The 26,950-nt window shown below is 62.0% G+C and carries 22 protein-coding genes and 2 pseudogenes; 11 read left to right on the top strand and 13 right to left on the bottom strand.

Translation table 11 applies throughout. The features are described 5' to 3' along the window. Positions 1-8: 8 nt before the first annotated feature. From F8N85_RS06565 to F8N85_RS06520, 10 genes are all read right to left on the bottom strand, one after another. Entirely contained in the window at positions 9-665 is a 657-nt protein-coding gene (locus F8N85_RS06565; protein ID WP_150802845.1) for a hypothetical protein, read from the bottom strand. Then, on the bottom strand, positions 662-3,970 hold the full coding sequence (locus F8N85_RS06560; protein ID WP_150802844.1) for a DUF4157 domain-containing protein: 3,309 nt from the start codon (positions 3,968-3,970) through the stop codon (positions 662-664). Before F8N85_RS06560 ends, F8N85_RS06565 begins: the two co-directional genes overlap by 4 nt. Next, positions 3,967-4,245, bottom strand: a complete 279-nt coding sequence (locus F8N85_RS06555; RefSeq protein ID WP_150802843.1) for a hypothetical protein — start codon at positions 4,243-4,245, stop codon at positions 3,967-3,969. Before F8N85_RS06555 ends, F8N85_RS06560 begins: the two co-directional genes overlap by 4 nt. Beyond that, complete coding sequence (locus F8N85_RS06550) at positions 4,242-6,155, bottom strand: ATP-binding protein (RefSeq protein ID WP_150802842.1); 1,914 nt, start codon at positions 6,153-6,155, stop codon at positions 4,242-4,244. Before F8N85_RS06550 ends, F8N85_RS06555 begins: the two co-directional genes overlap by 4 nt. Next, positions 6,152-7,483, bottom strand: a complete 1,332-nt coding sequence (locus tag F8N85_RS06545) for a DUF4255 domain-containing protein (RefSeq protein WP_150802841.1) — start codon at positions 7,481-7,483, stop codon at positions 6,152-6,154. Before F8N85_RS06545 ends, F8N85_RS06550 begins: the two co-directional genes overlap by 4 nt. Beyond that, the gene (locus tag F8N85_RS06540) at positions 7,480-8,247 is read right to left on the bottom strand and encodes a hypothetical protein (RefSeq protein ID WP_150802840.1); all 768 of its coding nucleotides are present in this window, start codon (positions 8,245-8,247) and stop codon (positions 7,480-7,482) included. Before F8N85_RS06540 ends, F8N85_RS06545 begins: the two co-directional genes overlap by 4 nt. Continuing rightward, positions 8,244-8,975: a hypothetical protein gene (locus F8N85_RS06535; protein ID WP_150802839.1), complete on the bottom strand. Its 732-nt coding sequence runs from the start codon at positions 8,973-8,975 to the stop codon at positions 8,244-8,246. Before F8N85_RS06535 ends, F8N85_RS06540 begins: the two co-directional genes overlap by 4 nt. Positions 8,976-9,021: 46 nt before the next feature. Then, the gene (locus F8N85_RS06530) at positions 9,022-9,546 is read right to left on the bottom strand and encodes a phage tail protein (protein WP_057399652.1); all 525 of its coding nucleotides are present in this window, start codon (positions 9,544-9,546) and stop codon (positions 9,022-9,024) included. Positions 9,547-9,605: 59 nt separating this feature from the next. Then, positions 9,606-11,888, bottom strand: coding sequence for a phage tail sheath family protein (locus F8N85_RS06525; RefSeq protein WP_150802838.1), 2,283 nt, complete (start codon positions 11,886-11,888; stop codon positions 9,606-9,608). Positions 11,889-12,374: 486 nt separating this feature from the next. Continuing rightward, on the bottom strand, positions 12,375-12,704 hold the full coding sequence (locus tag F8N85_RS06520; protein ID WP_150802837.1) for a DHCW motif cupin fold protein: 330 nt from the start codon (positions 12,702-12,704) through the stop codon (positions 12,375-12,377). A 162-nt stretch (positions 12,705-12,866) separates the two neighbouring features. On the opposite strand from F8N85_RS06520, the gene F8N85_RS06515 reads away from it, so the two are divergent. From F8N85_RS06515 to F8N85_RS06500, 4 genes and pseudogenes are all read left to right on the top strand, one after another. Beyond that, positions 12,867-13,106 carry a hypothetical protein gene (locus F8N85_RS06515; protein WP_150802836.1) on the top strand — a complete coding sequence of 80 codons (240 nt, stop codon included), beginning with the start codon at positions 12,867-12,869 and terminating at the stop codon, positions 13,104-13,106. Between the two features lie 111 nt (positions 13,107-13,217). Continuing rightward, complete coding sequence (locus tag F8N85_RS06510; protein WP_150802835.1) at positions 13,218-13,598, top strand: Ig-like domain-containing protein; 381 nt, start codon at positions 13,218-13,220, stop codon at positions 13,596-13,598. A gap of 222 nt (positions 13,599-13,820) precedes the next feature. Further along, the gene (locus tag F8N85_RS06505; protein WP_150802834.1) at positions 13,821-17,324 is read left to right on the top strand and encodes an AAA domain-containing protein; all 3,504 of its coding nucleotides are present in this window, start codon (positions 13,821-13,823) and stop codon (positions 17,322-17,324) included. Between the two features lie 279 nt (positions 17,325-17,603). Further along, positions 17,604-17,999: pseudogene (locus F8N85_RS06500) on the top strand (amidase family protein); the annotation flags it as partial. Positions 18,000-18,083: 84 nt separating this feature from the next. Here the strand turns inward: F8N85_RS06500 and F8N85_RS06495 are convergent. Further along, positions 18,084-18,815 (bottom strand): hypothetical protein, encoded by a 732-nt coding sequence (locus F8N85_RS06495; RefSeq protein WP_224795654.1) that lies wholly within the window; start codon positions 18,813-18,815, stop codon positions 18,084-18,086. A 73-nt stretch (positions 18,816-18,888) separates the two neighbouring features. Next, positions 18,889-19,191, bottom strand: a pseudogene (locus tag F8N85_RS34865) (TetR/AcrR family transcriptional regulator); the annotation flags it as partial. Positions 19,192-19,392: 201 nt separating this feature from the next. Here F8N85_RS34865 and proP point away from each other — a divergent pair. After that, a complete protein-coding gene (gene proP / locus F8N85_RS06485; RefSeq protein ID WP_150802832.1) occupies positions 19,393-20,895 on the top strand; it encodes a glycine betaine/L-proline transporter ProP in 1,503 nt (500 codons plus the stop codon). Positions 20,896-20,979: 84 nt separating this feature from the next. On the opposite strand, the gene F8N85_RS06480 is transcribed toward proP, so the two are convergent. Next, positions 20,980-21,906, bottom strand: coding sequence for a LysR family transcriptional regulator (locus F8N85_RS06480; protein ID WP_150802831.1), 927 nt, complete (start codon positions 21,904-21,906; stop codon positions 20,980-20,982). A 143-nt stretch (positions 21,907-22,049) separates the two neighbouring features. On the opposite strand from F8N85_RS06480, the gene F8N85_RS06475 reads away from it, so the two are divergent. The 6 genes from F8N85_RS06475 (at position 22,050) to F8N85_RS06450 (ending at position 26,935) form a co-directional block, all read left to right on the top strand. Then, the gene (locus F8N85_RS06475) at positions 22,050-22,454 is read left to right on the top strand and encodes a RidA family protein (RefSeq protein ID WP_150802830.1); all 405 of its coding nucleotides are present in this window, start codon (positions 22,050-22,052) and stop codon (positions 22,452-22,454) included. 227 nt (positions 22,455-22,681) lie between these two features. Next, complete coding sequence (locus F8N85_RS06470) at positions 22,682-23,626, top strand: PDR/VanB family oxidoreductase (RefSeq protein ID WP_150802829.1); 945 nt, start codon at positions 22,682-22,684, stop codon at positions 23,624-23,626. Positions 23,627-23,678: 52 nt separating this feature from the next. Beyond that, positions 23,679-25,010 carry an aromatic ring-hydroxylating dioxygenase subunit alpha gene (locus F8N85_RS06465; protein ID WP_150802828.1) on the top strand — a complete coding sequence of 444 codons (1,332 nt, stop codon included), beginning with the start codon at positions 23,679-23,681 and terminating at the stop codon, positions 25,008-25,010. After that, a complete protein-coding gene (locus tag F8N85_RS06460) occupies positions 25,000-25,533 on the top strand; it encodes an aromatic-ring-hydroxylating dioxygenase subunit beta (RefSeq protein WP_150802827.1) in 534 nt (177 codons plus the stop codon). The genes F8N85_RS06465 and F8N85_RS06460 overlap by 11 nt, the downstream gene beginning before the upstream one ends. Beyond that, positions 25,533-26,126 carry a cysteine hydrolase family protein gene (locus F8N85_RS06455; protein ID WP_150802826.1) on the top strand — a complete coding sequence of 198 codons (594 nt, stop codon included), beginning with the start codon at positions 25,533-25,535 and terminating at the stop codon, positions 26,124-26,126. The genes F8N85_RS06460 and F8N85_RS06455 overlap by 1 nt, the downstream gene beginning before the upstream one ends. Then, the gene (locus F8N85_RS06450; protein WP_150802825.1) at positions 26,123-26,935 is read left to right on the top strand and encodes an SDR family oxidoreductase; all 813 of its coding nucleotides are present in this window, start codon (positions 26,123-26,125) and stop codon (positions 26,933-26,935) included. The genes F8N85_RS06455 and F8N85_RS06450 overlap by 4 nt, the downstream gene beginning before the upstream one ends. Positions 26,936-26,950: the final 15 nt, after the last annotated feature.

Raw genomic sequence — 26,950 nt, 5'->3', positions numbered from 1 at the left:
CCGTTGTTTTAAAAAAGCGCGCTCAAGCCCAGGCTGGCCAGGGTCGCGCTGCTGGCCTTGCGCGCCAGGCGTTCGCGGCTCTGGTGGTAAACCATATAGAGGTGCCCGCCTTTGTCGCCGAAGCCCAGGTCATTGATGTTGAGCACGCGCATGCCAAGGGTGATGCGCGCGCGAATCGGATTGAGGTTGACGTCAAACGCCTCCTCGACGATCGAAAAATCGGTGATGCGCACCGGCACCACGCGTTCCTTGCTCCACACGAACAAGGGCAGCGGCGCCTGCACCGGAACGATTTCCAGGGTGCCGGCGCTGGCCATCTGGTTGTTGCGGATCAAAGCGTTGCTGTCCGGGTAGACGATGGTTTCGAGTGCCGCGAGCTGCGGGTGGATACCGACCTCGATCGCGCCGGGATGCTGGTCGGAGAACTCCAGCTGGTCGGTGGCATCGATCTCGGCGTCGAGCTTGATGGTTTCCACCGGTGGCCCCTTCAACCGTAGCGGCTCGCTGATCGCCGCACTGGCGCCGGTGCTCTGGGGTTGCAGGCTGCGGGTCAGCAGGTCGGGGTTGTACTGCAGGGCGATCACCCGCAGCACGGCACCGCTGGCCGGGTCGATCAGGATCAGCCCGCCCTTGAGCACTTTCGGCGAATTGGAAAAACCGGTCATACCTCGTGCTCCTCACTCTTGGCGTTGCTGAACAGGTTGGAAAGCATCTTCGACGGATCGAGATTGAGCTGCTCGGGTTCCGGTTTGATGTCGGAGAGCCTGGGCATGCGAAAGCCGTCGATGCTGTCATAGTGCAGCGGCAGGCGCACGCCGAGTTTCAGGTCGGTGTCGACTTTGCCACCGAGCAGCTTCCAGGTTTTTTCGGTACGTATCTTGAACCGCCAGACTCCGGCTTCGGCATAGACCCGGGCCTTCAGCGCCGCGTCCAGCACCACGGCGCCGCCGATAAAGGCCTTGGCATCGACGCTGAATTTGTCCTTGCTGTAGGCGATCTCGCCGTCCAGTTCAGCCTTGCCTTCAAGACCGACCGAGGCCTCGACGCTGAGGCCGCCACCGACTTCGGCGAGGTACAGATCGATGACCACGTCAGCGCCGACTTTGCCGCTGATCCCCCCTCCCGCCGGGATGCGGGCGATGGCCTTGAGGTTGAAACTGAAGTCCGGGTCGGCTTCAAAGGGGCTGAACTTGACCGTGGCCTTGACCCCGGTGAGCACGCCGGGGCCGACATAGTAGTAATACCCCAGGCTGCCCCAGAGCTTGACCTTGAGCCCGATCGGGCCGATGGAGGCGCCAGGGATCGGAATGCTGCCCGAGGCCGAGAAAATCGGTTGATTTACGTCTTTCTCCGGAAAGCGCTTGAACAGGGTGATGTCGGGAAAGCTCAGCTCGCCGTCGAAGGTGATCTTTTGCTGTTCGTCCACGGTGATGCCGGCCGTGGCCACCATGTCCTTCTTGATTTCGTAGGAGAGCCTGCCCTTGCCAATGATCTTTTCATTGGGCAGCAACTCGACGACGATATTGCCCTTGGCGCGGCCCTTGTCGATCTTGATATCGCCCTTGCCGTAGACCTTCTCCTTGCCGCCTTTGTTCTCGTAGGTGGCATCCACGATGCCCTCGAGACCCGAGAAGGCGAATCCGGCCTGGCCCTTGGCGATGAACAGCTCGCCGTCGTACCAGAGGCTGGCCTGGATCGGCTTGAGGTAGGGGTTCTTGACCTTGATCTTGCCGTGCCCCTGGAACACCCACTTGCTGCGGGTGTAATTGAGCTCCAGCGAGGCCTCGTTGCCACCTGGCAGTTCCAGGTTGATCTTGCCGCTGGCGTCAATCTTGCCGGCCTTGAGGAACACATCGACAGCGCCGCTCTTCACATAGGGAATCTTGCCGGCCATCTGCCCCGACTCGATATGCGCCCCGCCACTCCACACGCCGGCCTGATACTTGATTTCGCCCTTGGCTTCATCGACCCCAGGCAAGTAGACGAAGAGGACCCCGGTCAGCACCAGACCATTCTCGTCGGCACTGACCTCGACTTTGCTCGCGGCGATTTTCTTCGTGGTGCCGAACTCGAACGCCACGCTGCCGACTGGCTTCAGTTTGGGCGCCAGTTCGATGGCCAGGGAGGCCTCGGTGATTTTCACCCCGGCGAACGGTGGCTTCAGCTTGTTCTTGTCCAGTGGCGCCTTGAGTCGGAAATACTCCGGTGAGAAGGCCACCTCGAGCCGTTGCAGCAAGGGCACTTTGGTCGGCGTGATGTAGCCCTCGCCGGCGACCCCACCGGGTACCAGATCCAGTTTGGTGAAGCGCCCGGGGCTCAGGTAGTCGTAGGTGAAAGCGATACCGGCGTTCTTCTTCGCCGCCTCGGAGAGGGTCAGGCCGCCGTCCTCGGCGACATCCAGCAGCACCCCGGTGCCCTTGGCCGGCAGACTGATCGGCAGGCGCGTGCGGTCACGGTTGTCGATCATCGCGTTGATGGTGTCCTTGCCCTTGCCGACCCGGCGCAGGGTCATCAACAACAGCCCGGGAAGGATTTCCGCGCCCGCGACGTTTTCCGGGATACCGGACTCGAAGATCGACGGCGTCTTGGTCTTGTCGCTGACCCGCAGCATCCGCGTGCTGCCGCCGGCCATGACCGGGTAGTCGATGAGGATTTCCGTGGACTTGTCGGCGCGCCCGTCCTTGCCGGGCTTGCCAAGCTTCTTGCCGGTTTGGCAGCAGGGCCCGCACTTGCCGGCACTCTTCATTTTGGAATCGGCGAACACCATGCGGATCTGCACCGGCGGCTCCTCGCCGCCCTCCTCGATTTTTTCCGCAATGGCTTGTGCCAGGCCGAACACCTGCTGCTTGATCAGGCTGCCGCTCATGCCGTTGTCAAGGCGGTCGAGCACCTGGATATTTTCCTGGGTGTTATCGCCGCCCACCTGCAATTCGATGATGTGATCCATCTCGCAGGTGCCACCGCCGACCTTGGGAAACTCGGCGTCGCCTCCGGCCTTTTGCCAGGCGGCGTCCAGCGCATCGCCCATCTTCCAGCCGCGCAGGTTGACCCAGCGCGAACGCAGCTCGTCGGAACTGACGCGCATTTGCCACAGACCCGCTTCCTGGGCCTTGGCCCCCTGCAGCGTGATGATTGCACGCAGGGCCTTGGCCTTGGCCTTGCTTTGCCATTCCTTGAGCACCGGGCCCTTGACCTCATGCAACTCAAGGAAATCGACGTCGAACGAGGCCAGCTCCTTGTCCTTGCCCTTCACTTTGGCGGTGGTTTTCTTCTCCGGCGTGACCTTGTGCCCGGTGGTCATTTCCAGGTCCCTGTACCGGCTCTCCACCTCATAGTCTTGCGACTTGCCCTTGCGTGACAGGCGCGGCCCGCCCTGGCTGAGCACGCCACTGGCCAGAGGCTGGCCGCGCATCACGCTGTCGGCGACGAAGTCGGCCTCACGCTCCAGCCGCTGGTAGTGCGGCCCCTGATCGGCCAGGTTGCTGATACCTGAGCGCTGCAGGCCTTGTTGTTGCACGGTGTGGGCCAGTTCGTGGGCCAACAGGTGTCGACCGCTGTCGCTGTGGGGCTGGTATTGACCGTCGCCGAACACGATGTCCTGGCCGACCGTGAAGGCATGCGCATCCACGTCCCGGGCGCTGGCCCCGGCGGCGCTGTCGTCGTGTATGCGTACCGCAGCGAAGTCGCTGCCGAAGCGGCTCTCCATGAAATCACGGGTGTCGGCATCCAACGGCCGACCGGGACGCGCCAGGGTCTCGCTGACCGAGGCCGGCACGCCTTGCCCGCTCTGGGCACCGTTGCCCTTGCGTTGCAGGTTCTGCTCGCGGCCGGTGGCACAGCTTTCGCACTCGCCGCTGCTACCGGCACCCGCGCCACAGGCGCACTTGCGCTGTAATAACAGACCGCGCACGGCGGTCTTCGGCGGCGAGGCGTCGCGTTCGGCACTGGGGGCGAGTGCGTGTTCGGTCATTGTCCCGGCCCCCGCAGTTGTTCGGAAATCAGCCGTGCCAAGCGCCGCCCGGTGCGCTCCGGGCGTTCACCGGCGGGCGTGGCGAACCGGGGAATTTGCACCTGCTCAAGCGCAAAGCCCGGCCCTGGCAGCGGTCCCTGGATCAGTAAGCGTCCCAACTCGCGCTCCAGGGCGCCGGCCAGTCGCTGGCCATTGCGCAACGAATAACCGGGCAGCGCCAGGGTCCCTATCGTCAGGCTGATGGTTGGGGCGGCGGGTGCCGGGGTGCGGGTCATTCCCAGTCCCCCACTTCCGCTGCCGGCAGCGGTTTCTCCAGTTTGACGAACTCCGCTTCGGCCGCTGCGCGCAGATGCTGCATGCCGATGGCCATGTCCTTGTCCGCCGCGAGGAAGGCCGCGTTCAAGGCCAGGTTGCGGATGTGCCCGCCAGACAGCGAAAGCCGCGCCAACTTGCCAATATCCAGCGCGCTGCACGGCGCATCGGGCGGAAACGCCCGCTGCCAGATGGCGCTGCGGGCTTGCACATCGGGAAAGGGGAATTGCACGATGAAACGGATGCGGCGCTGGAACGCCGGGTCGATGGCCTGCTTCAGGTTGGTGGTGAGAATCGCCAGGCCACGGTAAGTCTCGATCCGTTGCAGCAGGTAGCTGACCTCCAGGTTCGCGTAGCGGTCATGACTGTCGCGCACCTCGCTGCGTTTCCCGAACAAGGCGTCGGCCTCGTCGAACAGCAGGATCGCGCCGCTGCTTTCGGCCGCGGCGAATACCCGCGACAGGTTCTTCTCGGTCTCGCCGATGTACTTGCTGACCAGCGCTGCCAGATCGATGCGGTAAAGGTCCAGCCGCAGTTCATTGGCCAGCACCTCGGCAGCCAGGGTCTTGCCGGTGCCGCTGCCGCCGGCGAACAAGGCGCTGATACCCAGGCCTCGGTCGCTGCGTTCGGCAAAGCCCCAGTCGCGGTAGACCCGCGTGCGCTGGCGGACCTGAGCCGCCAATGTATGCAGACTGGTCAGGGCCGCGTCCGGCAGGACCAGATCGTCCCAACCGGCGCGGGCGTCCACCCGTTCGGCCAGGTGCTCGAGGCCGCGTCGAGCTTCTTCGCGACACACCTGCCAGAGGTGTTCGGCACCGCCTTGGGGCCTGGCCTTGAACCCCTCGGCGAGACGCAGGATGGTGCTGCTGCTGAGCTGAAACTGTTCCGCCAGCAGACCGAGACGGCCGTTGACGCCGGCGACTGACTCACCCAATTGTTGCTGCCAGAGCGTGAGCCGTGCCGACGCATCGCTGCCCTGGACACTGACCCGGCATTGACGGCGACGCAAGGTCGGCGCGCTGTCACCACTGAGCAGCAGCAGGCTCTGCAGGTGATCGAGGAAGTCGCCCAGGCGTTGCGCCTGCTCCGGATTCAGACTGTGCGGGTGCAACCAGAGCAGCACGCCGTGTAACAGCGCTTCACGCTCCCACAAGTGCGCCAATTGCTCGCGCTCGGCTTGCCCGACAGGCAGCTCATGCTCGGCCATCCGGTAAAGCTTGAGCCCCAGTTCTGTCGCCAAGGCTTGGGCGTAGCCTTCGCCGTCGCCGTCCACCAGTCGCGCGATCGGCGCCAGGGCCAGGCTGGGCGCTGCCTGCCACTGGGTAGCGATCTCGAGGATGCTGGCCCTGGCCTGATGCCTATCGATAGCGACCGACGCGGCGTCCGCCAGGTTTTCCTGACGAAACCAGGGTTCCAGACGCGGGTCGGGAAAGCTCAGGCCGGCGATCCGGTGCAGGATGATTTCATCCACCACCAGCCGCGCTTGCAGCACCCCGCCACTGCCGCACGGTTCGAGCAATTGCCAGCGCCGCAGTCGGCCGATCGGGGTGATTGCGCTCCACTCAGGTTCCGGCAGCAGGCGCAGGGCCAGCTCGAAACTCAACCAGGGTTGGTTCGCGTCGCCCTGCGCCTGGGCCAGCAGGTCGCGAAAGCGTGGGTCGAGGTCCACCGCGGCGGCCAGCAGCAACAGGTCCTGCTCGAATCGGCTCAGCCCCAACCGCTCGCTCAGCAGCGCCAGGGCCGGCGGGGTTTCCAGATAAGCGCCCAGGGGCGCCGGCTCGCCTGCCAGCCGCGCCGTCAGGTAGGCGGCAAACGCATTCAACGCCTGGGTCAGCACGCGGCGGTTTTCGGCGAAATCGCGGCGCTGGCTCATGGCAGCACCTGCGGCGCGCTGAATTGCCCATCCGCGCCCATGACCAGTGCGCTGGTTCCGGCATCCACCTGCACCCTTGCCAGGTAGGCCCCCTGGGCGACGCCCTGGAATTCGACGGTGATTGTCGTGCTCTGCTCGGCCGGCGGGAGAATGCCATTGCCGTCAATCGCGCTGAAACCATAGGCCCGTGCCGGCCGATCGCTCGGCGGGTGCTTTTCGTTGAGCAGCAGGCGCACCCGCTGCCGCGGGCCCACTGGCGGAGCGCAGGTCACCTCAATGCTGCCGGAGCGATAGGTCACGCCATCGACCACCGAACTGGTGGCGCCGGGCTGTACGACAAAACTCGCCTGCGGGTTGAGGATGAACACGCCAAGGTTCGATTGCACCGCCCCATGCGCGACGGGCGGCGTACCCAGCCATTGCCCATGGGCCACCTGCAATGTGCAGACCCCCGCCCGCAAGGATGAAGGCAGCGCCGGCGGATGGGGCGGATCCGGCAACAGAAAGCCGAACTCCAGGGTCTCGTTTTCGACTTTGCTCAGGCCGGCGCTCAGGTCCAGTCCGTTGACCATCAGTTGTACGGCCTGGGCCTTGAAGTTGGCGCCGCTGACCCGCACGTTGCCGTCCGGCAGAATCGGCATGGCCGCACCGGCCACCGACTCGACCCGGTCCACCCGTGGCGTACGCAACAGCACCACATAGAGGTTGCGTGCCAGTACCGGCAGCGGCGTGCGCTGGCTCCTGGCCGTCGATTGCAGCAGCACGCTGATCAGGTACGCCGCGCTGGGCCGCGCCGGCACCTGGATCGCCGACCAGATGCGCGAGAGTTCGTCGGTGCTGAGGTTGAGGGGCGTGATCCGTAGTTGCTCCAGCTGATCGGCCAGCCCGGCGCGTTCCAGCGCCTTGGGCACATTGGGTTTGTTCGGCGCCGGCTTGAGCGCCTCGCGGATGGCATCGCGGCCCATTCCCGGGGTGTCGTGAAGGATCTGCATGGCGGCGCCAAGCAGGATCTCGGCGTGGAAGTCGGCGACGCCATAGGCGCTGATCAGTACGTGCAGGTCCAGCGCCAGGGGCGGATTGCCGATGCGCTCGCCCAGGCTGTCGCGGCTCGGCAGGCCGACGTTGGCCCAGCCGGGATTGCGCGTCTGGTTGTAGAGAAAGAGGTTCAGTTGGTCGCCACCGCCGACGGCATCTATGCGGTCCGGGCCGATACAGGTGACGCTCGGCGCACCGCCCAGCACATCGCTGACTTTCAATTCGGCCAGACCGCTTTCGAGCATTTGTTGGAGCGTCGCGAGCGCGGCTGCCAGCCCCAGTGGCGAACTCATGACCGCGGCCCTGCACCCGAGTTACGCTCGCTCAGGTAGTCATCCAGGGACTTGGCCGGCAGGCGCCGGGGCGGCTCTTCCCGACGCGTTACGGGCGCTGCCTCGTGCGCAAGGATTTCGATGCGACCGATAGTGATCTCGACCCGTGGCGCGGCGGCTTGCCCATCGACCTGCGCCGGGTGCGGTTCCTGCCGGGCATGCAGTGACTGCGATGCCGGGGTGGCGCTGGGCGCTTGCTCGCGCAGGCGTTCGACACGACGTTCGATCAGCTCCCGACTCAGCTCGTGGCGCTCGATCCGCTGTTCACTGTGGGAGCGTTCGATCAACCGGGTTTCCAGGCGCAGGGCTGACTGCTCTTGGGTGGTATCGACAACCGGCGGTGACGGCAGCGGAATCTGCGGCAGCCCGGCCTCCTTCGGCGCTTCAAACACTGACGAAAGCACAGTCTGCGGCGGTCCCGGCATGGGTGGCGGAACTGTCGCCAGCGGCGGCGTTGGCTGCAGCAGCGAGGCTACCCGGTGCAACACCGGCGTAACCGGCAGCTGCATCGGCGTTGACAGCTCGGGCCTCGGCTGCGCCGCCACGGGTATCGCGGCAGTCGCGGTGGGCAGTTCACGAGTGGATGCCAGCTGCGACTGCGACTGCGGCGCAGGCTCAACATCGCGCGGCACGATCGCGTCGTTTTCAAAGCGCGAACCGATTCGCGGGCGAATCGCCGGCGGCTGCAAGGCGCGCCGGGCCAGGGCCAGCAGCCAGTCGCTCATGACTGCAGGCGTTGCAGATAGCGGGCGCGACGCTGCGGGCTCAAGGCGAGAATCTGCGCCTCGCTCCAACCGTAGGCCGCGGCCAGTAGATGCACCTGATCGAGTGTCCGGTGCGCCCAATGATCAAGGCTTTCCAGCAGGTAACTGCCGATATCGAAGGCCTCGCTCCAGCGTTCCTCGCACGCCGGGCAGCACATGTCCAACTCGATCAGCGCTTGTGGATCGGCCTGGCTCATGGCCTCGCTCAAGGCTTGCAGTAGCCCCTGCGGCAAGGTCTCGAGCGATACCGGCTGCGTTCCCTTCACAGCCTCCAGCACGCAACGCCGGACCAATAGCTGCCGCGCCTGCTCGATGTCCAACAATTGGGCCAGGACCGCCAGGTCGAGGCTGTCTGGCAGGCGAAAACGCAGGCAGTAATCTTGCCACTCCAATTGCAGCTCCGGCGCCTCGCAGGGCGGATCATCCAGACGCAGGTCGGCCGTGTTCAGGTTCAACTCCAGGCGTTCCGCGCAGTGCCCGCAGCAGGTCATGGCGGTCAATTGCGGACCGAGCAGTGCGCCATACAGATCCAGCAGATGGGCATCGCGTCGCCCCACCGGCAACCGCTCGGCGCCCGCCAGGCCGTCGGCCAGCAACGGCGCCAATAGCGCGCAGGATTGCAGTGCGGGGGGCAGCGTCTGGCTATGGTCCCAGATCGCCAGCCAGTCAGCGGAATCAAGCTTGGACACAGTCAGGGATCTCCGTCATGCAAACGCCAGCAGGCACGATGCCTCGTCAGTTCGGCTCGTTGAAGCTTGGCTCGCTCGGTTCGGCCACCTCGTAATCGCGCTCCCAGCCTTCGTTTTCCAGCTTCAGACGGGCGATGGCCACGGCGTTGGCATTGGCGTCCAGGTCCGGCAGCGACTGGAACTCGCTGACCCAGCAGCGGAACACCTTGTACGCCAGGGCCAATTGGCCGGCCTCGTTGTACAGCTCGATGATGATGTCCTTGCGAAAGTCCTTGAGCGACACCTCCGCGCCCAGGCCGGAGGCGAAGTTCCAGACCTTGTTCGCCCAGCGCTCGAAATCGGCATCGTGGGTCACCCCACGTTCCAGGGTGATCGCCTCGAACTCGGTGCGTCCCGGCGATTTGCGGCTGCTGCTGGGGTCGCCGCCCTCGCGGTGCTTGACCACTTCAGTGGTGCGCTTGAGCGCCGAGACCTTGCTGATGCCCGCGACATAGCGACCGTCCCACTTGACGCGGAATTTGAAGTTCTTGTACGGATCGAAACGCTGGGCGTTGACCGTGAACTGAGCCATGGCATATCTCCCCGATGCAGCGGTTCAGCGGTCACCCACCCGGGCGGCCGCAGCCTTGATCACACCTGAATCTGCCCAGCCAGCTGCTGGATCCTGATCACCACGAACTCCGCCGGTTTCAGCGGGGCGAACGCCACCAGGATATTCACCACGCCGCGATTGATGTCGTCCTGGGTGGTGGTTTCACGATCGCACTTGACCAGATAGGCCTCGCGCGGCGTCTTGCCCTGGAAGGCGCCCTGGCGGAACAGGCTGTTCATGAAGGCGCCGAGGTTGAGCCGGATCTGCGCCCAGAGCGGCTCATCATTGGGCTCGAACACCACCCACTGAGTGCCGCGATACAGGCTTTCTTCGAGAAACAGGGCCAGTCGGCGCACCGGTACGTACTTGTATTCCGAGGTCATCTGGTCGGCCCCGCGCAAGGTCCGGGCACCCCAGGACACCGCGCCGTAGACCGGAAAACTGCGCAGGCAGTTGACCCCCAGCGGGTTGAGACTGCCATTCTCGCGGTCGTTCAATTGATAGTTCAGCGCCTGCACCCCGATCAGGCTGGCTTCAGTGCCGGCCGGCGCCTTCCACACACCACGGTCGCCATCGGTGCGGGCGTAAAGCCCGGCCACGGTGCCGCAAGGTGCGCTGAGACGCAGCTTGCCGTTTTTCAGGGGATCGGCGATGTAGATCCAGGGGTAGTAGACCGCGGCATGATCGGACTTTGGCAACGCGGTGCCGGATACCGTCGCCACCATCTGCTGTGGATCGACAGCCGTTGGCGGCGAGTCGATCACGAAGAATGCCCGGCGCTCCTCGCAGTAGGCCGCCGCATCCATCAGCACGCCAGTGTCGGTGATACCCGGCAGACAGAGGATGTTGAACAGGTCCACCGCTTCCAGGGCATACAGCCCTTTGCGGGTGTCACGGTCAGCGATGAAGGCAGAATAGATATCCGCGGCGGCATAGGCTGTTTCACTGCCACCCTGCAGCGTGACGTTCACCGGCTGGGTGGTGAGCGAGCCCGCCAGCAAGTGCAGTTGGCTGGCGATGCTGTTTAGCGGCGAAGCCGAGACCGCGATACTCGAGGCCGCGCCTTGGGTGCCGGTGGCAAGGACCAGGGTGCTGCCGGCCACCGCGCAGGTAAAGTTCCGGTAGGCCGGATCGCCCGGTTTGCGCGCACGCACCGCCGCCTGAATCCGCGCTGCTACGTCGCTCAGTTTGGCCGCCAGGTCGCCGCCAACCGCCAGCGCGTCACCGATATCGATCACGTCGGGATTGCCATCGAGGCTGATGCGCAAGCCGGTGTGGGTCGCATCCGGCAGTGCATCCAGGTCGTTGGCAGCGAAGGTGTCGCTGGTCAGGGTCGCCGGATCAGGCACCGGCACCGGACGGATCGCCCCGACCGCGTCGACCTCGACTCCACCGGCCTCACTGCCCAGTTTGAGCGCGGCGCTGGCATTGCTCTTCTGCCCGGGCAGCACCCGCACACTGGAGAATTCACCGCCGACACCGGAAGTCATCAAGATCGTTTGCGTAGTGGCCGGCCGCCCACAGGTAAAGTTCTGGTAGGCCAGTTGGCTGTTCGCCTGCGCCCGGACCTTGGTCTGGATCGCGCCACACAATGAATCCAGACGCTGGGTCGCAGTGCCGCCGGCGATATCCGCCGGCAGCGCGATCAGCACCTTGACCGGCGGCAAATTGTTCACGCTGACCCGAAACTCGTTGTGGTTGGCGTCCAGCAGGGTCGTCACATCGGCCAGGTTGGCGCTGCGCGAAGTGCCGGCGGCCAACCCATCCAGCGCCGACTGACCGACCACCCGACTCAGTTTTACCAATTGTGAAACAGCATTGACCTGATCCAGCGCGTAGCGGGCATCCATCGAGTTCATCGACAGATTTTCATAGCGTTCGGCGCGTCCATCCGAGGCGCGGATGAACGTGATGTTGAATGAGCTACCGGGGTTGATGGTGAGGTGATCCACCCGTACTTCGATACCGTTGCCAGAAGAGCCTTCGTCCAGCGCCTCGACCTTCAGCACGTCGATCGGCGTCGCGTTCTGCAAGGTTTTGCTCGCGGTGCTGGCATCCTTGACGATACGCACCACGTAAGCCTCGGTACCGCCGTTCTGGAAGAACTGGCGGACCGCATAACCCATCTCGGAATCCACCGCCAGGCCGCCAAAGCGCCGCTCGTAATCGGCGAAACTGAACAGGTGCTGGGCATTATTGATCGGCCCGCGTGGCGCCGAACCGGCAAAGGCAGCCACCGAGGTCGCGACACCGGTAATGGTCCGCACGCCGCTGGGAAGCTCTTCGATATAGACGCCTGGATAGCTGAGTTGGACAGGCATGGCGGATCCTTTCCGGACAGGATGCAGGAGGTTGATGGCCTAATCCCTTCAGAGGCAGATAACACTTCGCCTCACAACCAACACAACTACATCCGAACCCACCCACTGCTCGGAAAACCGTTGATGACCTGGACGCGGTTCAAATTCCCGGGGGGAACTGACGTGCCCACGATCCGAAAGGTATGGATAGCTATAGATCGTTTTTTTTAATATGCAAATTCAAGCATTTCCATCTGGGCTAATGGCTCAATGACATAAACCATTCAGCAACTACCTGAACTTAAAGAACTGCCGCCAAAGGGCAATACCCAATCGTTATAAAACATCGGATTAAAACAACAAATAACATTAAAAGTTCAATGATTGTTTTACTGTAACTCTAATAACCAGACATTATTAAAATCGGCGAAGGCTCATCTGCAGTTTCGGATCAGGACGTATTTCAGGCGAAGGCCTTGGCCGCATTCCGCAGGCGTGTGCCCAGGGTTAATCCACAACAAACAGCTTCGCACCGCGAGTGGTGAACGAGCGGTGTCCCTCAGCGTGGTTGCCCACCTGATAGCTCATCCCGGGGGTCAGGGTGAACTGGCGACCATCCTCCAGTTCCGTGTGCAACTCGCCTTCCAGGCACAACAGGATATGGCCTCTCCAGCACCAGTGATCGGCCAGATATCCGGGACTGTATTCAACCATCCGCACCCGCGTCGAACCAAACTGGCAGGTCCGCCACCAGGCGGTACCCGTCTGTCCGGCATGCTGGACCGGTTCGACAGTCGACCAATCGGTCGTACCAAAGGGAATTGCCGTCAGATCCATGGTTGCCTCATCGATAAAAGAGCGTCTGTGGACCCTACCCATCCCGTGGTGCTTTCGATAGACACAGATGACCGGTAAATATGGGATACAGGCGCCCGGAAAAAATCTCGAACTCAAGCCATACCGCAGGATCCAAGGTGTAGGCCAATGGAGGTACGCGATATGAACAACGATGACACTGTTAACAACATCGAGTCAGCAACAACATCAAACATTCCGCCCAGCGAAACGTCTGGCAAACACGTCAATGTGCTCGAAAGAGATCTTGAGGACAGGGAGAGTGACGCCAACGATGTGGATCAAACCATTACGCCCTCTTCTCCTCAAACCAAGGAGCAGGAGGCTGAGGAGCTCCGTCGAAAAATAGCCGAGATAGAACGGAAGGTGGCGGATGGTAACTAGCAAAATGCTTGGAGGCGTTGCGACATGGAGCGCAACCTCCGAGCCCAATCTAACCGGCCCACCCATCCATAGGTGACCCTGGAATCGTTGACGGACCAGACTTGTGGCCATTTGCTTCTATCCAGCACGGTGCTGGGCACGGCTGTTGCCGACGGCACCGGCAATTGGAGCATCACCAGCAGCACACTGTCGCTGGGTGTCCATACGCTGACGGCCAAGCAAATCGACCAGGCAGGGAACGTGTCGGCAGCCAGCGTCTCACTGGCACTGACGGTAGAGGCGAGACCGACACCAGCCTCGCCGCCTGCCACAACGCCCCTTATCGACGGCGTTGCAGTCCCCCAGCACCAGGTCAGCCTGCCGGGCGGCGGCAGTGGCACTCAGATCATCGTGCCGATGGTCAGCATCGACCGCACCGACTCCAGCGGCAGCACGGGCGTGGCCGACAACAGCGCCAGTTCGGACGATCGGGTGGAAAACCATGAGGGCTAGCGTCTCGCTCTGGAGCGGATGCACTGTCATTGCAGACCACTGGTATCAGGTGGCAGTGACATCCGCTCAACGGGCCGTTCCGGCCCAGAGTCCACTGACACCGATGCCAGAGCCTTGGAGCATCCCGTTGCGCAGCATGTCCTGATTGGCCATCCCCCACCCCACACGCTACCCTCGCCCCCAATCGTCACAGTGAGTGACGGTCCGCATTGAATCAGGACGATGAACGACTATTCCTTCAAACTCGCGAACTACTGGCGCAATTCCCTGGCCGATGCCGAAAATGGCAGCGGCGCCTTGTCCACCAGCCAAGCCGCAAAGCTCACCGCTTTACCCATCGAGGCCATATTCGCAGGGTGTGTGCCGGCAGAGCAGGTGAGCCTGTTATTCGCCAACGAACCCGCCGAATTACCCTGCGTAGAAATCACCCTGCGGCCCTTGGTTTACACGTCACGCCTGGAGCACCGCAAAGCCCGCAACGGGCTGCCAGCGTTCATCACCCCGGTTGTATGTCGAGTGTTAGTCGCCCGCGATGGTCGTCTTTATCCGACATCGCAAACCCTGATGCCCCGCGACATTCTCGAACCGCTGGACCGCGACAATTTCGCCATCGGTGCCCAAGTCGATGTGGACGCGTTTTTGTCCGCCGAAGCGGTGCCGCAGTTCGATCCATCCACCGAGGGTGAAGAACTGACCGCAGACCAGCACCGCGACAAGTGGAATGCCTATCTGCAGTTCTGCATGAAAATGTTCCGCAAGGTCACCGACGGCTGGGAGGGGACAGAGGATGGCTTCGACCTGGTCAACTTCTGCTATGTGTTCAAGGAAGACAAAGCTGACGGCTTCAGCCGCAATATCGTCTGCCTCTACGACCACTTGCGCGACAGCAAGCCCGACGCACCGCTGTTCGACCGCTTCGCTCAGCGCGATTCCAGCCCTGACGAAGTGTGCTTGCCCGCCAACAGCCAGTTTGCCGCGCGACTTGGCCATGCCGGGGACGAATATGCCTTGGCGCCCGCCCAACGTGATAGCTTGGCTCATCTCCTTGTCGCTGATACGGGGGATGTGCTGGCCGTCAACGGGCCGCCGGGCACTGGTAAAACTACCTTGCTGCTGTCGGTCGTTGCCTCGCTCTGGGCCAAGGCTGCGGTGGCCGGTGGCGAGCCGCCGGTGATCGTGGCCAGTTCCACCAACAACCAGGCCGTGACCAACATCATCAAAGCGTTCGGCAAGGACTTCTCAGAAGGGAGCGGCCCCTTTGCGGGGCGCTGGCTGCCCGATATCAAAAGCTTCGGCGCTTACTTTCCCAAGTCTTCGGCCGAAGCGGAAATGGCCCGCACCTACCAGACCAAGAGCTTTTTCACCGAGCTTGAGTCGCAGGCCTATCTGGACAAGGCGCAACAGGCCTACCTGACCCGAGCAGCCATCGCCTTCCCCGATGACTTGAGCCCGAGCGTCCAAGGCGCGGTCAAGCAGCTCCAGGCCGCGATCCGCTCGCGGCAGCAGCAACTCACCGATATCGAGCAGGCCTGGGCCAAACTGGTTGGCGCCCGCGAAGCCATCCAGGCACTGCTCGGCGTTGATCCACAGGCAGGCATCGCGTGTCTTGACGAACAGCATCTCAACCAGGCCGAACAGCTTGCGAACGCGCAAGCACGTCTGAAGGATTTCAAACACTACCTGGCCCATGAGTCGCTGATCTACACGCTGTTCGGCTGGTTTGGCCCGGTCGCTGGCAAACGTCTGCGCTTGGCGAAATTACACCTCGATGAGACCAGCACCGAACTGCAAAACGCCGCCAATGTCAGCGAAATAGAAACCCGCTTGACGGTCGCCGTGGCTCAAGCCAGCAAGGCCCAGGAAGTCATCGAGGCCCAACTGCAGCAGGCCCGGCAATTGCTGCAAGTCGAGCAACGTCAGGTCTTGAATTGGCAGGCCGTGATTGCCGTTCTGCCGATCCCTGCCGACAGGCCTGCTGCCGAGGTGACGCTCAACGACTGCGACAGCTGGGCGGACACTTCCCTGCGTTTCGAAATCTTCCTGCTGACTACCCATTATTGGGAAGGCCGTTGGCTGATGGAAGTCGCCGAAAGCCTGCCAGAGATTCTCAAGAGCCGCGGCAAAAACGGTCGCAAGACCCTGGAAAAAAACTGGCGGCGGTGGATGAAGCTCACGCCTTGCGTGGTGGCCACCTTCTTCAGGCTGCCCAAGGAGCTGCACTGCAAGCGGCACGACGGTAACGGCTTCGTCGATGACTACGCGCTGAATTTCATTGATCTGCTGATCGTCGACGAAGCCGGGCAAGTCCTTCCTGAAGTCGCCGCGCCGTCGTTCGCGCTCGCCAGGCACGCGTTGGTGATCGGCGACACTCAGCAGATCGAACCCATCTGGTCGATTCCGGTTGCGGTCGATATCGGCAACCTGATGAGCGCCGGTCTGCTATCGCGCGACAAGGTCGATGACGACTATGCCGCCTTCTGCGATAGCGGCCGTAGCGCGGCCAACGGCAGCGTCATGGCCATCGCCCAGGCGACCAGTCGGTATCACTACGATCACGACCTCGCCCGAGGCATGTATCTGTATGAACACCGTCGCTGTTACGACTCGATAATCGATTACTGCAATGCCCTTTGCTACAAGGGCAAGCTGCAACCGCGACGAGGGCGAAAACCGGAAGGTGGCTTGCCGGGGCTGGGCTACCTGCATATTGATGGAATGTGTCAGCAGAGCAATGGCGGTAGCCGTCATAACCTCCTGGAAGCGCAGACGATCGCTGCGTGGATTCAAGCGAATGGAGCCGTGCTGACAAAGCGCTACAAGAAGGACCTGTGGGAAATCCTCGGCGTGATCACGCCGTTCGGCGCACAGACGCAGGCGATCGTTCAGGCCTGCACAGCACTGGGCATCAAGACCGGTAAAGGCGATGGCGAGATGACTGTCGGCACGGTTCACTCCTTCCAGGGCGCCGAGCGGCCGGTGGTGATCTTCTCGGCGGTCTATTCCAAACATGCCGATGGCGAATTTATCGACCGCAAGGACAGCATGCTGAACGTTGCCGTTTCTCGGGCCAAGGACAGTTTTCTGGTGTTTGGCGACATGGACCTGTTCAGCCAGGTGCCGATCAGCAAGCCGCGTGGACGTTTGTCCCGGTTTTTGTTGGCGGATTCGGCGAACGAGCTGATTTTCGATTATCACCCCAGGGAAGATTTACAAACGGCGCGTACCGGCTTGAGCCACCTGCACGAAGTTGAAGAGCATGATCGGTTTTTGATGCAGACGCTGGAAACGGCTCGCCAGCAGGTTCAGATCGTAACGCCCTGGGTGAAATTGCGATGGATGCAGGAAAGCGGCGCGATGGACATCATGGGCAATACGGTGCAGCGCGGCGTCCAGGTGGTGGTGTATACCGACCTGCGATTCAACACGGGTATCCAGCGCGGCAAGCCTGGGGGTGACCCCGAGAGAATCGCCGAATTCAAAGACGCGATTGCAGCGCTGAAAACCCGGGATGTTCAGGTGTGCGTGGTCAACAAGGTGCACAGCAAGATCGTTATGGCTGATGAGGAATTGCTGTGTATTGGCTCGTTCAATTGGCTGAGTGCGCAGCGCTATGGCGACTATGTGCACCATGAAACTTCCATGGTCTATTGCGGCCCGGATGTAAGCGGTGAACTTGCAATCAACCGCACTAGCTTGGCGCAACGGGTGACGTCCAGCGCACTGTAAATTGCCCGGGAGGGCAACGTCAGCTTGGCGCTGCTGCCGGGCATACCCTAATGCCGTTCAGTTAAGTGAATGGGGTCCACTGTAGGAACGCCGCCCGGCGGCTCCTACAGATGGCGGCTCTTGGGCCAGTGGCCGACGTGAGGCCGTCCTCAGGACCTTAAAGCTTGAACTGCGCTACCAGGGTATTGAAGGAGCGGGCCAGCCGCGACAGTTCCTGACTGGAAGCTCTGGTCTGGTTGGCACCAGCAGCGGTCTGGGTCGAGAGGTCCTGGATGTTCAGATGTGCATGCCGAGCGCATGCAGGATGCACCGCACAAGTTCGAGCAGGAGGTGCGCGAACGCCTCGAATTGTCGCGTGAAGTCAGGGGCTGGCAATACATCCGCGCACAGGCCAGCCAGGTACGGCTCAAGACGGCGATGGCGCGCTTGTTCGAGCGCTATGACTTCCTGGTCTCGCCCAGCGTACCGATTACCGCGACAGCAGTCGATGCGCGCGAGGTCCGGGTTGGTGAGCAGGACATCGATGTGCGCGCCGCGCTGCTCAGCCATACCAGTGCCTGGAACCTCACCGGGCTGCCTGCGATCAGCCTGCCGGTGGGGCTGCAGGTGATTGGCGCCGCGGGGGAGGATGATCGTTTGTTGCGGGTTATGGCGCAGCGATTCGTGCGGGACTAACGGGTCAGCAGCGACACATACCCTGTAGCAGCAGGCTTCGCCAGCTGCTACAGGGATCGCATTTTGGCTTAACTGATCGGTATGTCACGGATCAGGCGCACAGCGCCAACCGCCAGCTGGAATGAATGTGCCGAGTGAAGACATGACGGCTTCATTGGCAAAAATATCCGGGGCAAACGGGTCCACCGATGTTGGCAGCAGGAACTGGCCAGTTTTGGCGGGGAGCGTTGAGCACTCGATTTTCCATGGGGTTTCTCCAGCGTGATGCCGGCCAAAAGACAGTTCGCAGGCGAACAGGGAAGCAGGGTTTATTGAGCTTTCGGGTTGGCTGAACTTTTCGCGCAAATGAGCGCCCGGTGTCAGCGGTGTGGGACGGCTGGCGGCGAACAGAAAATAGTCCCCGACCAATAGCAGACAGCCCTGACGCGATGGCTCATCCATCGCTTGCAACCATTGGCCACGACAAGCGCCGAGGGAGTCGGGCAAGCGTTCCCAAATTTCGTAGTAACTTTCGTCCAGAGCGGTTTCGATCAGGCACTCACTGGTTTCAAAGTGCATGCGACCAATGTCTTCAGCGTCACTGACCGGCTGATAGTCCATTTTGCGATGCCATTGGCAAATGTCGGCGTCTATCTGGGTCACCCCGGCGAAACCTTTCTGTTCACACAACGCCAGATGTTGAGCGTGGCTGAGTTCTTCGAGCGCCAGACTGGGGAGCGGATTGGAGGGGATTCGCAGGTCGGCAAACAGTCGCTGTGTCTGTAGCCAATACACGGCCGTTTCGCTGTCCGAACGCCCTGAGCGGTGCTGGATCAAACGCCGCTTCCATACGCCAAGATAACATTGCGCAACCTGATGCATTGATATTCCCTGTGTTACGCGTTGCGTTTGGCCAATAGCGCGGCAGATACAGTCCCGGATAGGCATCGAACACCCGCATGCCTTCCTCGGCCATGCGCGCAGTGATCTGCCCGTACAGCTGCACTGAGTGGGCGTAGACGCAGTCGCCCAGCTCCATAGCCAGGGCAAAGACGTCGATACCTTTGGGCAGTACCGGCAGCTCGAAATGGCGATCGTACCGTTTGTGCATCAGGTCGCCAAGCTCGATGTCGTGCTGACGGTCAGCCTGGGTGACTTCGGTCAGCCCGTGCCGGGCGAGGATCAGTTGGCGGGCGGCAGCGTCTTCGCTGTAGTTTCGATCAGACGCGCTGACAGCTTTTGCCGCCAGCAATAAATAACGGCGAGATATGAATTTTTTCGTGTCCTCTTGTATCTGATCTAGAAGAAGCCGTGCCATCAAAAAGATGGCTTCGGCAAAGGCAGACCCATTTAGCCTGTGCCACACCGGGCTCAGCGGTTTGCGTCAAGACAGGTCAGTGACAGAGTGGCTCACATGAAATCACGTGAGAAGAACGTCAAACCGATTCGATTGAAAGACATCACCATTGTCGACGACGTCAAGATGCGCAAGGCGATCACTGCTGCTGCACTCGGCAACGCAATGGAATGGTTCGACTTCGGCGTCTATGGTTTTGTCGCCTATGTTCTCGGCAAGGTATTTTTCCCCGGCGCTGATCCCGACGTGCAGATGATCGCCGCGTTGGCGACCTTCTCGGTCCCTTTCCTGATCCGCCCCCTGGGCGGTTTGTTCTTCGGTACGTTGGGGGACAAGTACGGTCGGCAGAAAGTCCTGGCGGCCACTATCGTGATCATGTCGCTCAGTACCTTCGCCATCGGGCTGATACCGTCATATGCCTCGATCGGCATCTGGGCGCCCATCCTGTTGCTGCTGGCCAAGATGGTTCAAGGTTTTTCGGTGGGCGGTGAATACACCGGTGCCTCGATCTTCGTCGCCGAATATGCCCCGGATCGCAAGCGCGGTTTTCTCGGTAGCTGGCTGGACTTCGGCTCGATCGCTGGCTTCGTCTTCGGCGCAGGCGTGGTCGTACTGATTTCCACCATTCTGGGCGAAGAGCAGTTTCAGGAATGGGGCTGGCGACTGCCATTCTTCCTCGCCCTGCCTTTGGGCATGATCGGGCTCTACCTGCGCCATGCCCTCGAGGAGACGCCGGCATTCCAGCAACATGTCGAGAAACTGGAACAGGATGTTCGTGAAGGCCTGGCCAGCGGCCCGAAAGTGTCTTTCAAGGAAGTGGCCACCCAGCACTGGCGCAGCCTGATGACCTGCGTTGGCGTGGTGGCGGCCACCAACGTCACCTACTACATGCTGCTCACCTACATGCCGAGCTACCTGACACACAACTTGCACTACAGCGAAAATCACGGCGTGTTGATCATCATCGCGATCATGGTCGGCATGTTATTCGTCCAGCCGATGATCGGTTTGATCAGTGACAAGATTGGCCGCCGCCCCTTCATCATTTGCGGTAGCGTCGGCCTGTTCTTCCTCGCCATCCCGGCCTTCATGCTGATCAACAGCGGCAAGCTCGGCCTGATCTTCTCCGGATTGCTGGTGCTGGCCGTGCTGCTCAACTTTTTCATCGGAGTGATGGCGTCCACCCTTCCGGCGATGTTTCCCACCCACATCCGTTACAGCGCACTGGCCAGCGCCTTCAACATCTCGGTATTGATCGCAGGTCTGACCCCTGCCGCCGTGGCCTGGCTTGTGGAAAGCACCCACAACCTGTACATGCCGGCCTACTACCTAATGGTGTTTGCCGTGGTGGGTCTGATGACCGGCGTGACTATGAAAGAAACGGCGAACAAACCGTTGCGTGGTGCAGCTCCGGCGGCTTCCGACATTGAGGAAGCGCAAGAACTGCTGCAGGAACATCACGACAACATCGAGCAGAAGATCGAGGACATCGACGCAGAAATCGCCGAGCTGAAAGCTAAACGTGAGCATCTCGTGCAGCAGCATCCGCGAATCGAATAACGGGGGGCACTATCGTCCAGGAGCGGTCATTGGTCAAAAAGCAGCTCCAATCACCGAATCTCCTCACCCCTTCCAACGCTGTAGTCACGCATGATGTCGCTCAGCGATAGGCGCATGTTCTGCCATCAGCTCAGCGACCCAATCGATGAACACGCGCAGCTTGATGCTGATATGCCGGTTCGGCGGAAATGCCACGTACAACGGCATCGGGTCGAGGCGCCAGTCCTCGAACAAGGGCACCAACTCGCCGCGCGCGAGGTGGGCCTTGGACATATAGTCGGGTAGCCAAAGAACTCCCAGGCCGGCCAGCCCGGCCGCGATGTAGGCATTGCCATCGTCGACCGCCAGCACGTAGCGACCCTGGATATGGACACTCTCTCCGTTGCTGCGCATGGCATACGGTAGCGCTTTGCCGGTTCGCGCCCACAGGAAGCCGACGATGCGATGATTCGAGTCTTCCAGCTCTCGCGGGTGCGAGGGCGTACCGACGCGCTCCAGGTAGCTCGGCGCCGCATAAACGCCAAGCTGCAGGTCGCCTACCCGCCGGGCCATGAGAGACTGATCGGTCAGCTCGCCGCCGCGCACGACGCAATCCACATTCTCACCGATCAGATCCACAATGCGATCGCTTACGCCCATGTCGATCTGGATATCGGGGTATCGAGCGTGAAACGCAGGCAATGCCGGCACCAGTATCATGCTGGCCAGCGGGCTGGGCACATCCACTCGCAACCGGCCCCTGGGCAGCGTTGAGGCACTGGACAGGCTAGTCTCGGCATCGTCCAGGTCGGCCAGCAGCCGCACCACGCGTTCGTAATAGACGGCGCCGTCGGCAGTTACGTTGACCTTGCGCGTCGTGCGGTTGAGCAATTTGACGCGCAACCGTGCCTCCAATTGCTGCACCAGTTGCGTCACGCTGGTCTTGCTCATATGCAGTGTTTCGGCCGCCTTGGTGAAGCTGCCCGTTTCCACCACCCGAGCAAATGCCTGCATCGCATCAAAACGGTCCATTTTTACCCCGGATAGCTAGCGGATTGTTTGGTTTTCACAAACAGTGATAGCTACAGTTGCTCGTTTATCGGGCAAGTACAAGCCCGTAAAGTCCTTCCATTGTTAGTTCAGGGTCGGTTTTGACCCGTTGATGGAGGCACGATATGACCAAGCGCGACGTTGTTTTTCCGCCCGGGCGCCAGGCGCTTTATGAGCGCAATCGCTATTCGCCGGCGATCCGCTCCAATGGCTTTTTGTTCGTTTCGGGGCAAGTCGGTAGCACCGAAGACGGCTCGCCCGAGCCCGACCTGGAGGCGCAGGTCCGGCTGGCGTTCAACAACCTGAACGCGATCCTGGTGGCTGCCGGTTGCACATTCGACGACGTGATTGACATAACCGTCTTCATCGTCGATCCCGAATCGAAGTTCGAGACGATCTGGAAGGTTGTCCCGGAGTTCTGGGGTCACTCGCCGCACCCGACATTAACCGCCGTCGGCGTAACGTGGCTCTATGGCTTCCAGTTCGAGATCAAGGTGATCGCCCGGCTTCCAGAAACCTCCAGGAGCTGAGCTGACCAACGACAGCGATCGCCTGCCGCGCTTTCATGACGACACCCACGATGTGCCGGCGATCGACGTCCTCGCGCCACTCTTTCACCCCCAGATAATCAGCGCCGCGCATTTACGCAAGATGCGGATATCGACTTGCCGATATCGGCTTTTTCGCCCCTGCCCCCTCCCCTACAGTGAGTACGACTTCAACGGTGAGCAGCGCTCGCCCCGTACAGGAATCGTGCATGCCCAGCCTGTCTTTGCGTATTGAACGGATCGACCCGCTCACGCCCCATATCCGCCGCCTGATTCTGGTCGCTGAAGCCGACCAACTCCTGCCCGGCTTCACCCCCGGCGCCCATATCGAAGTGCAGATCCCGGGCAGCAAACCGATGTGGCGGGCTTACTCGCTGGTCAGCCTGCCCGACGACCAGTACTACGAAATCGCCGTGCAGCTGGAAGACCAGAGCAGCGGCGGTTCTCGCTGGATTCATGGGGTACAGGCCGGGCAGCAGCTGACAGTGCGGGCGCCGAAGAACCACTTCCCATTGGTGGACGAAGCCGGCGACTACCTGCTGATCGCCGCAGGCATCGGCATCACCCCGATGCTCGGCATGGCCCGTTCGCTCGCCGCCAACCAGCGGCACTTCAGCCTTCACTACGCCGGTCGTGATGCGGCTCGCATGGCATACCTGGAAGAAGTCCAGGCACTGGGCACGGCTCAATGCTGGATCAGCGGCGGCGACCCGGCGCGGCGCCTGCCGCTGGCCACACTGCTGGACTCGCACACGGCGGGGCGCCACCTCTACGTCTGCGGCCCCAAGCCGCTGATTGCCAGCGTGCTGCAAACCGCTCGCGACCTGGGCTGGGACGACAGCCAACTGCACAGCGAATTGTTCGTCGGCACCCTTAACACCGAGACCGAAGCCGGTTTTGAAGTGGAGCTGCGCACCAGCGGCGTGACGCTCCAGGTGCCCGCGGGCAAGAGCGTGCTGGAAGCGATGATCGAAGCCGATCTTGACCCGATGTTCGATTGCCGTCGCGGCGACTGCGGCGTGTGCGTGGCCCAGGTGCTCGAAGGTAACGCTGAACACCGCGATATCTGCCTGTCGGAGCGTGAGCGGGCCGGCGGTAGTTTCTGTACCTGTGTATCACGCGCCAGCAGCGCCCGGCTGGTACTCGACTTGTAAGTGCGCCGCTGCAACGCGCGCCTATTGATGGCTGTTAAAAAAAGGAGAAACCATGATTCCCTCGAATGATCAGATCGCGGCCCTGGTACGCGACGACAGCGTGCACAAAAGTGTCTACACCGACCCACAGTTGTTCGAACTGGAAATGCAGCGCATCTATGGTCAGGCGTGGATCTACGTGGGCCACGAGAGTCAGGTCAAGAACGTCGGCGACTACCACACCACGCGTATCGGCGACCAGGACGTGATTCTGGTTCGCGGTGCCGACAAGCGCGTCAACGTGCTCTACAATCGCTGCCCGCACAAAGGCGCCAAGTTGGTAGCCGAGGGTGACGGCAATGTCGGCAAGTTCTTCCGCTGCCCCTACCACGCCTGGACCTTCAAGCTCGACGGCCAGCACCTCTCGGCCCCCTTGAAGAACGCTTTCGAAGGCACCTGCTTCAACCCCCAACACCCGGACTTTTCCATGGTCGGGCTAGCGCGGGTCGACAGCTATCGGGGCTTCGTGTTCGCCAGCCAGATCGAGCACGGCCCGGACCTGAAAAGCTTTCTCGGTGGAGTGATCACTTCCATCGACAACCTCTGCGACCGCTCGCCGGTGGGCGAGGTCGAAGTCGCTGGCGGTATTTTCCGGGTCATGCAGCGCTCCAACTGGAAGGTTTTCTACGAAAACCTCCATGACACCATGCACGCCCGTGTCACCCACGAATCCTCGGTAGACGCGGCCCGCAGCGAAGCCGAAGTGTTGGGTGAAATGCCCTTCGAGCTGCTGATCATGGACGGCAACGGCGAGCCTTACGACTTCTGGGAGAAACTCGAGCTGAGGGCCTACAACAATGGCCACGGCTACATGGAGGCGATCTTTGACCCGGCGGCCGCCGAGCGCGACGAGGTGTCCAAAGCCCACTTCGAGTGCCTGAGCGACGCCTATGGCGAAGACCGCGCCAGAGCCATACTGGGAATGAACCGACACAACACGGTGATCTACGGCAGCGGCTCGCCGCACACCGTGTTCATGCAATTCCGGGTGATCCGGCCGATGGCCGTTGATCGTACCCTGGTGGAAATCCAGACCTTTCGCTGCAAGGGCGCACCGGATGCGGTGTTCGACCGGGCGCTGACCTACGCCAACGTTATCAACTCCCCCTCCTCCAATGTCATGCCCGATGACGTGGAAGTCTATGCCCGCTGTCAGGAGGGCAACATGACCCGCGGCGGCGAGTGGATCAGCATGCACCGCTATGTCGGCACCGATAAGTTACTGCCCGACGGCGCGGTCTCCACCAATGGCACGAGCGAGTTGCCGATGCGCAATCAGTTCGCCGCCTGGAAGCACTACATGACCGCCACCCTGATCGCCAAGGAGAGTACCCATGCTGCTTGATCGCGCCTTCGACGTCTCGACCCAGGCCTTGACCCCGGCTCAGGTCCCCAGCGAAACCTTGCGCCAGATCGAGCAGTTTCTCTATCGCGAAGCGCGCCTGCTGGACATGCGACGCTTCTGGGAATGGGACCAACTGTTCACCGATTCGGGCATGTACTGGGTGCCGCAGAAACACGGCCAGGCCGATCCGTTCGAACATATCTCGCTGTTCTGGGAAAACCGCATGCTGCGCGAAGTGCGCATCCGCCGGGTGGAAAACGTCCGCAACTGGTCGCAACAGCCACCAACCCAGACCGCCCACCTGATCGGTAACGTGATGATCGAAGGGCTCGACAGCCAAGGGCTACTGGTGGTCAGCGCGACCTTCCAGGTCAGCGAATGGCGCCTCGAGCAACGCCAGTTGGCCGGACGCTACACCTACAAGTTGGCCAGCCAGGACAGCGGCGGCTGGAAGATCCAGCTCAAACGGGTCGACCTGATCAACTGCAACGACGTGTTCGCCAACCTCGAGGTGTTCGTCTGATGAGCCGACCGACCGTACTTGCCCTGCACTACCAGAACGATGTGCTGCACCCGGACGGGCGCATCCGGGTCGGGCTCGGAGCCGACGATCCGGCTCGTAGCGCGGTGCTGGACGCCGCCGTCAGGCTTGAGCAAGGCGCCCGCGCCCGGGGCTGGCCGATCATCCATGTGCGAGTGGCCTACCGCCCGGACTATGCCGATCTGCTGCAGAACGCACCGATCCTGCGGGCCGTGGCGGCCAGCGGCGCGGTCCAGGAAGGCAGCTGGGGCGCGCAGTTCCATGACGCCCTGCGGCCACTGGAAAGCCCCGACGAATTCGTCGTGACTCACACTCGCATCAACGCGTTCTATGGCACTGTGCTGGACACCCTGCTGCGCCAGCTCGACGCGCGGCAGTTGTTGATCGCCGGGGTTGCCACCCACTCGGTGGTGGAAAGCACCGTGCGCCATGCCGTCGATTGCGGTTTCGAGGTTACGGTGCTGGCCGATGCCTGCGCCGCCGCCCAATCGGCCACCCATCTGGCGGCCCTGGAAAGCATGCGCTTGATCGCCACCATCAGTGACGTCGAGAGTGCCCTGGAGCAAACGCCATGAAACCGGTCCCCACTGCCAACCTGCAAGACCAGGTGGCGATAGTCACCGGCAGCACCCAAGGTCTGGGCACCGACATTGCCCGTCAGCTGTTGCAGGCTGGCGCCAGGGTCATGCTGGTGGGTCGCAACCGGGAAGCCGGCGCGACACTCGCCGCCGAACTGGGCGAACACTGCCGTTTCGTTGCCTGCAATGTCGAACGGGACGAAGACATCGACGACTGTATCGAAGCGACCCTCGCCGCCTTTGGCCGCCTCGACATCCTGGTCAACAACGCCTGTGTCTACGACGACCAGGGGCTGTTATCGGACCGGGCGCAATGGCTGCACACCCTCAACGTCAACCTGATCTCGGCCGCGATTTTCGTCCAGAAAGCCGCGCCACGGATGAGCGAAGGCGGCACCGTGATCAACATTGGCAGCACCGGTGGCAAATTCGGCGCGGCCGGGCGCGCCCTCTATCCGGCGTCCAAGGCCGGGCTGCTGCAACTGACCCGCAACCTCGCGGTGACCCTGGCGCCCGCCGCGATCCGGGTGATCAGCGTCTCGCCGGCCTGGACCTGGTCGCCCTCGGTGGCGAACCTCAGCGGCGGCGACCTCGCCGTGGCTGACCGCGTCGGCGCCGCCTTCCACCCGCTGGGTCGGGTCGGGCGCGGCGAAGAAATCGGCCAGGTTGTCGCCTTCCTTTGCAGCCAGGGTGCGTCCTGGATAACGGGCGTAGATATCCCGGTGGACGGCGGTTTCTCGATCCTGGGTCCCGATCAGGGACTCTCGCCGCGCGTCTGGTTCGAACGATTGCGAGACCCGGTTTGAGTGGTCCGATAAGCT

The organism is Pseudomonas fluorescens (assembly GCF_902497875.1).
Classification (GTDB): Bacteria; Pseudomonadota; Gammaproteobacteria; order Pseudomonadales; family Pseudomonadaceae; genus Aquipseudomonas; species Aquipseudomonas fluorescens_BR.
The sequence above is the reverse complement of the archived record's forward strand: the minus strand, read 5'-3'. Positions and strand labels throughout refer to the sequence as shown.

What these genes read in the sequence shown, in the direction of transcription:
- F8N85_RS06565 (WP_150802845.1), bottom strand. Translation starts at nt 665, where the DNA reads ATGACCGGTTTTTCCAATTCGCCGAAAGTGCTCAAGGGCGGGCTGATC.
- F8N85_RS06560 (WP_150802844.1), bottom strand. Translation starts at nt 3,970, where the DNA reads ATGACCGAACACGCACTCGCCCCCAGTGCCGAACGCGACGCCTCGCCG.
- F8N85_RS06555 (WP_150802843.1), bottom strand. Translation starts at nt 4,245, where the DNA reads ATGACCCGCACCCCGGCACCCGCCGCCCCAACCATCAGCCTGACGATA.
- F8N85_RS06550 (WP_150802842.1), bottom strand. Translation starts at nt 6,155, where the DNA reads ATGAGCCAGCGCCGCGATTTCGCCGAAAACCGCCGCGTGCTGACCCAG.
- F8N85_RS06545 (WP_150802841.1), bottom strand. Translation starts at nt 7,483, where the DNA reads ATGAGTTCGCCACTGGGGCTGGCAGCCGCGCTCGCGACGCTCCAACAA.
- F8N85_RS06540 (WP_150802840.1), bottom strand. Translation starts at nt 8,247, where the DNA reads ATGAGCGACTGGCTGCTGGCCCTGGCCCGGCGCGCCTTGCAGCCGCCG.
- F8N85_RS06530 (WP_057399652.1), bottom strand. Translation starts at nt 9,546, where the DNA reads ATGGCTCAGTTCACGGTCAACGCCCAGCGTTTCGATCCGTACAAGAAC.
- F8N85_RS06525 (WP_150802838.1), bottom strand. Translation starts at nt 11,888, where the DNA reads ATGCCTGTCCAACTCAGCTATCCAGGCGTCTATATCGAAGAGCTTCCC.
- F8N85_RS06520 (WP_150802837.1), bottom strand. Translation starts at nt 12,704, where the DNA reads ATGGATCTGACGGCAATTCCCTTTGGTACGACCGATTGGTCGACTGTC.
- F8N85_RS06515 (WP_150802836.1), top strand. Translation starts at nt 12,867, where the DNA reads ATGAACAACGATGACACTGTTAACAACATCGAGTCAGCAACAACATCA.
- F8N85_RS06505 (WP_150802834.1), top strand. Translation starts at nt 13,821, where the DNA reads ATGAACGACTATTCCTTCAAACTCGCGAACTACTGGCGCAATTCCCTG.
- proP (WP_150802832.1), top strand. Translation starts at nt 19,393, where the DNA reads ATGAAATCACGTGAGAAGAACGTCAAACCGATTCGATTGAAAGACATC.
- F8N85_RS06480 (WP_150802831.1), bottom strand. Translation starts at nt 21,906, where the DNA reads ATGGACCGTTTTGATGCGATGCAGGCATTTGCTCGGGTGGTGGAAACG.
- F8N85_RS06475 (WP_150802830.1), top strand. Translation starts at nt 22,050, where the DNA reads ATGACCAAGCGCGACGTTGTTTTTCCGCCCGGGCGCCAGGCGCTTTAT.
- F8N85_RS06470 (WP_150802829.1), top strand. Translation starts at nt 22,682, where the DNA reads ATGCCCAGCCTGTCTTTGCGTATTGAACGGATCGACCCGCTCACGCCC.
- F8N85_RS06465 (WP_150802828.1), top strand. Translation starts at nt 23,679, where the DNA reads ATGATTCCCTCGAATGATCAGATCGCGGCCCTGGTACGCGACGACAGC.
- F8N85_RS06460 (WP_150802827.1), top strand. Translation starts at nt 25,000, where the DNA reads ATGCTGCTTGATCGCGCCTTCGACGTCTCGACCCAGGCCTTGACCCCG.
- F8N85_RS06455 (WP_150802826.1), top strand. Translation starts at nt 25,533, where the DNA reads ATGAGCCGACCGACCGTACTTGCCCTGCACTACCAGAACGATGTGCTG.
- F8N85_RS06450 (WP_150802825.1), top strand. Translation starts at nt 26,123, where the DNA reads ATGAAACCGGTCCCCACTGCCAACCTGCAAGACCAGGTGGCGATAGTC.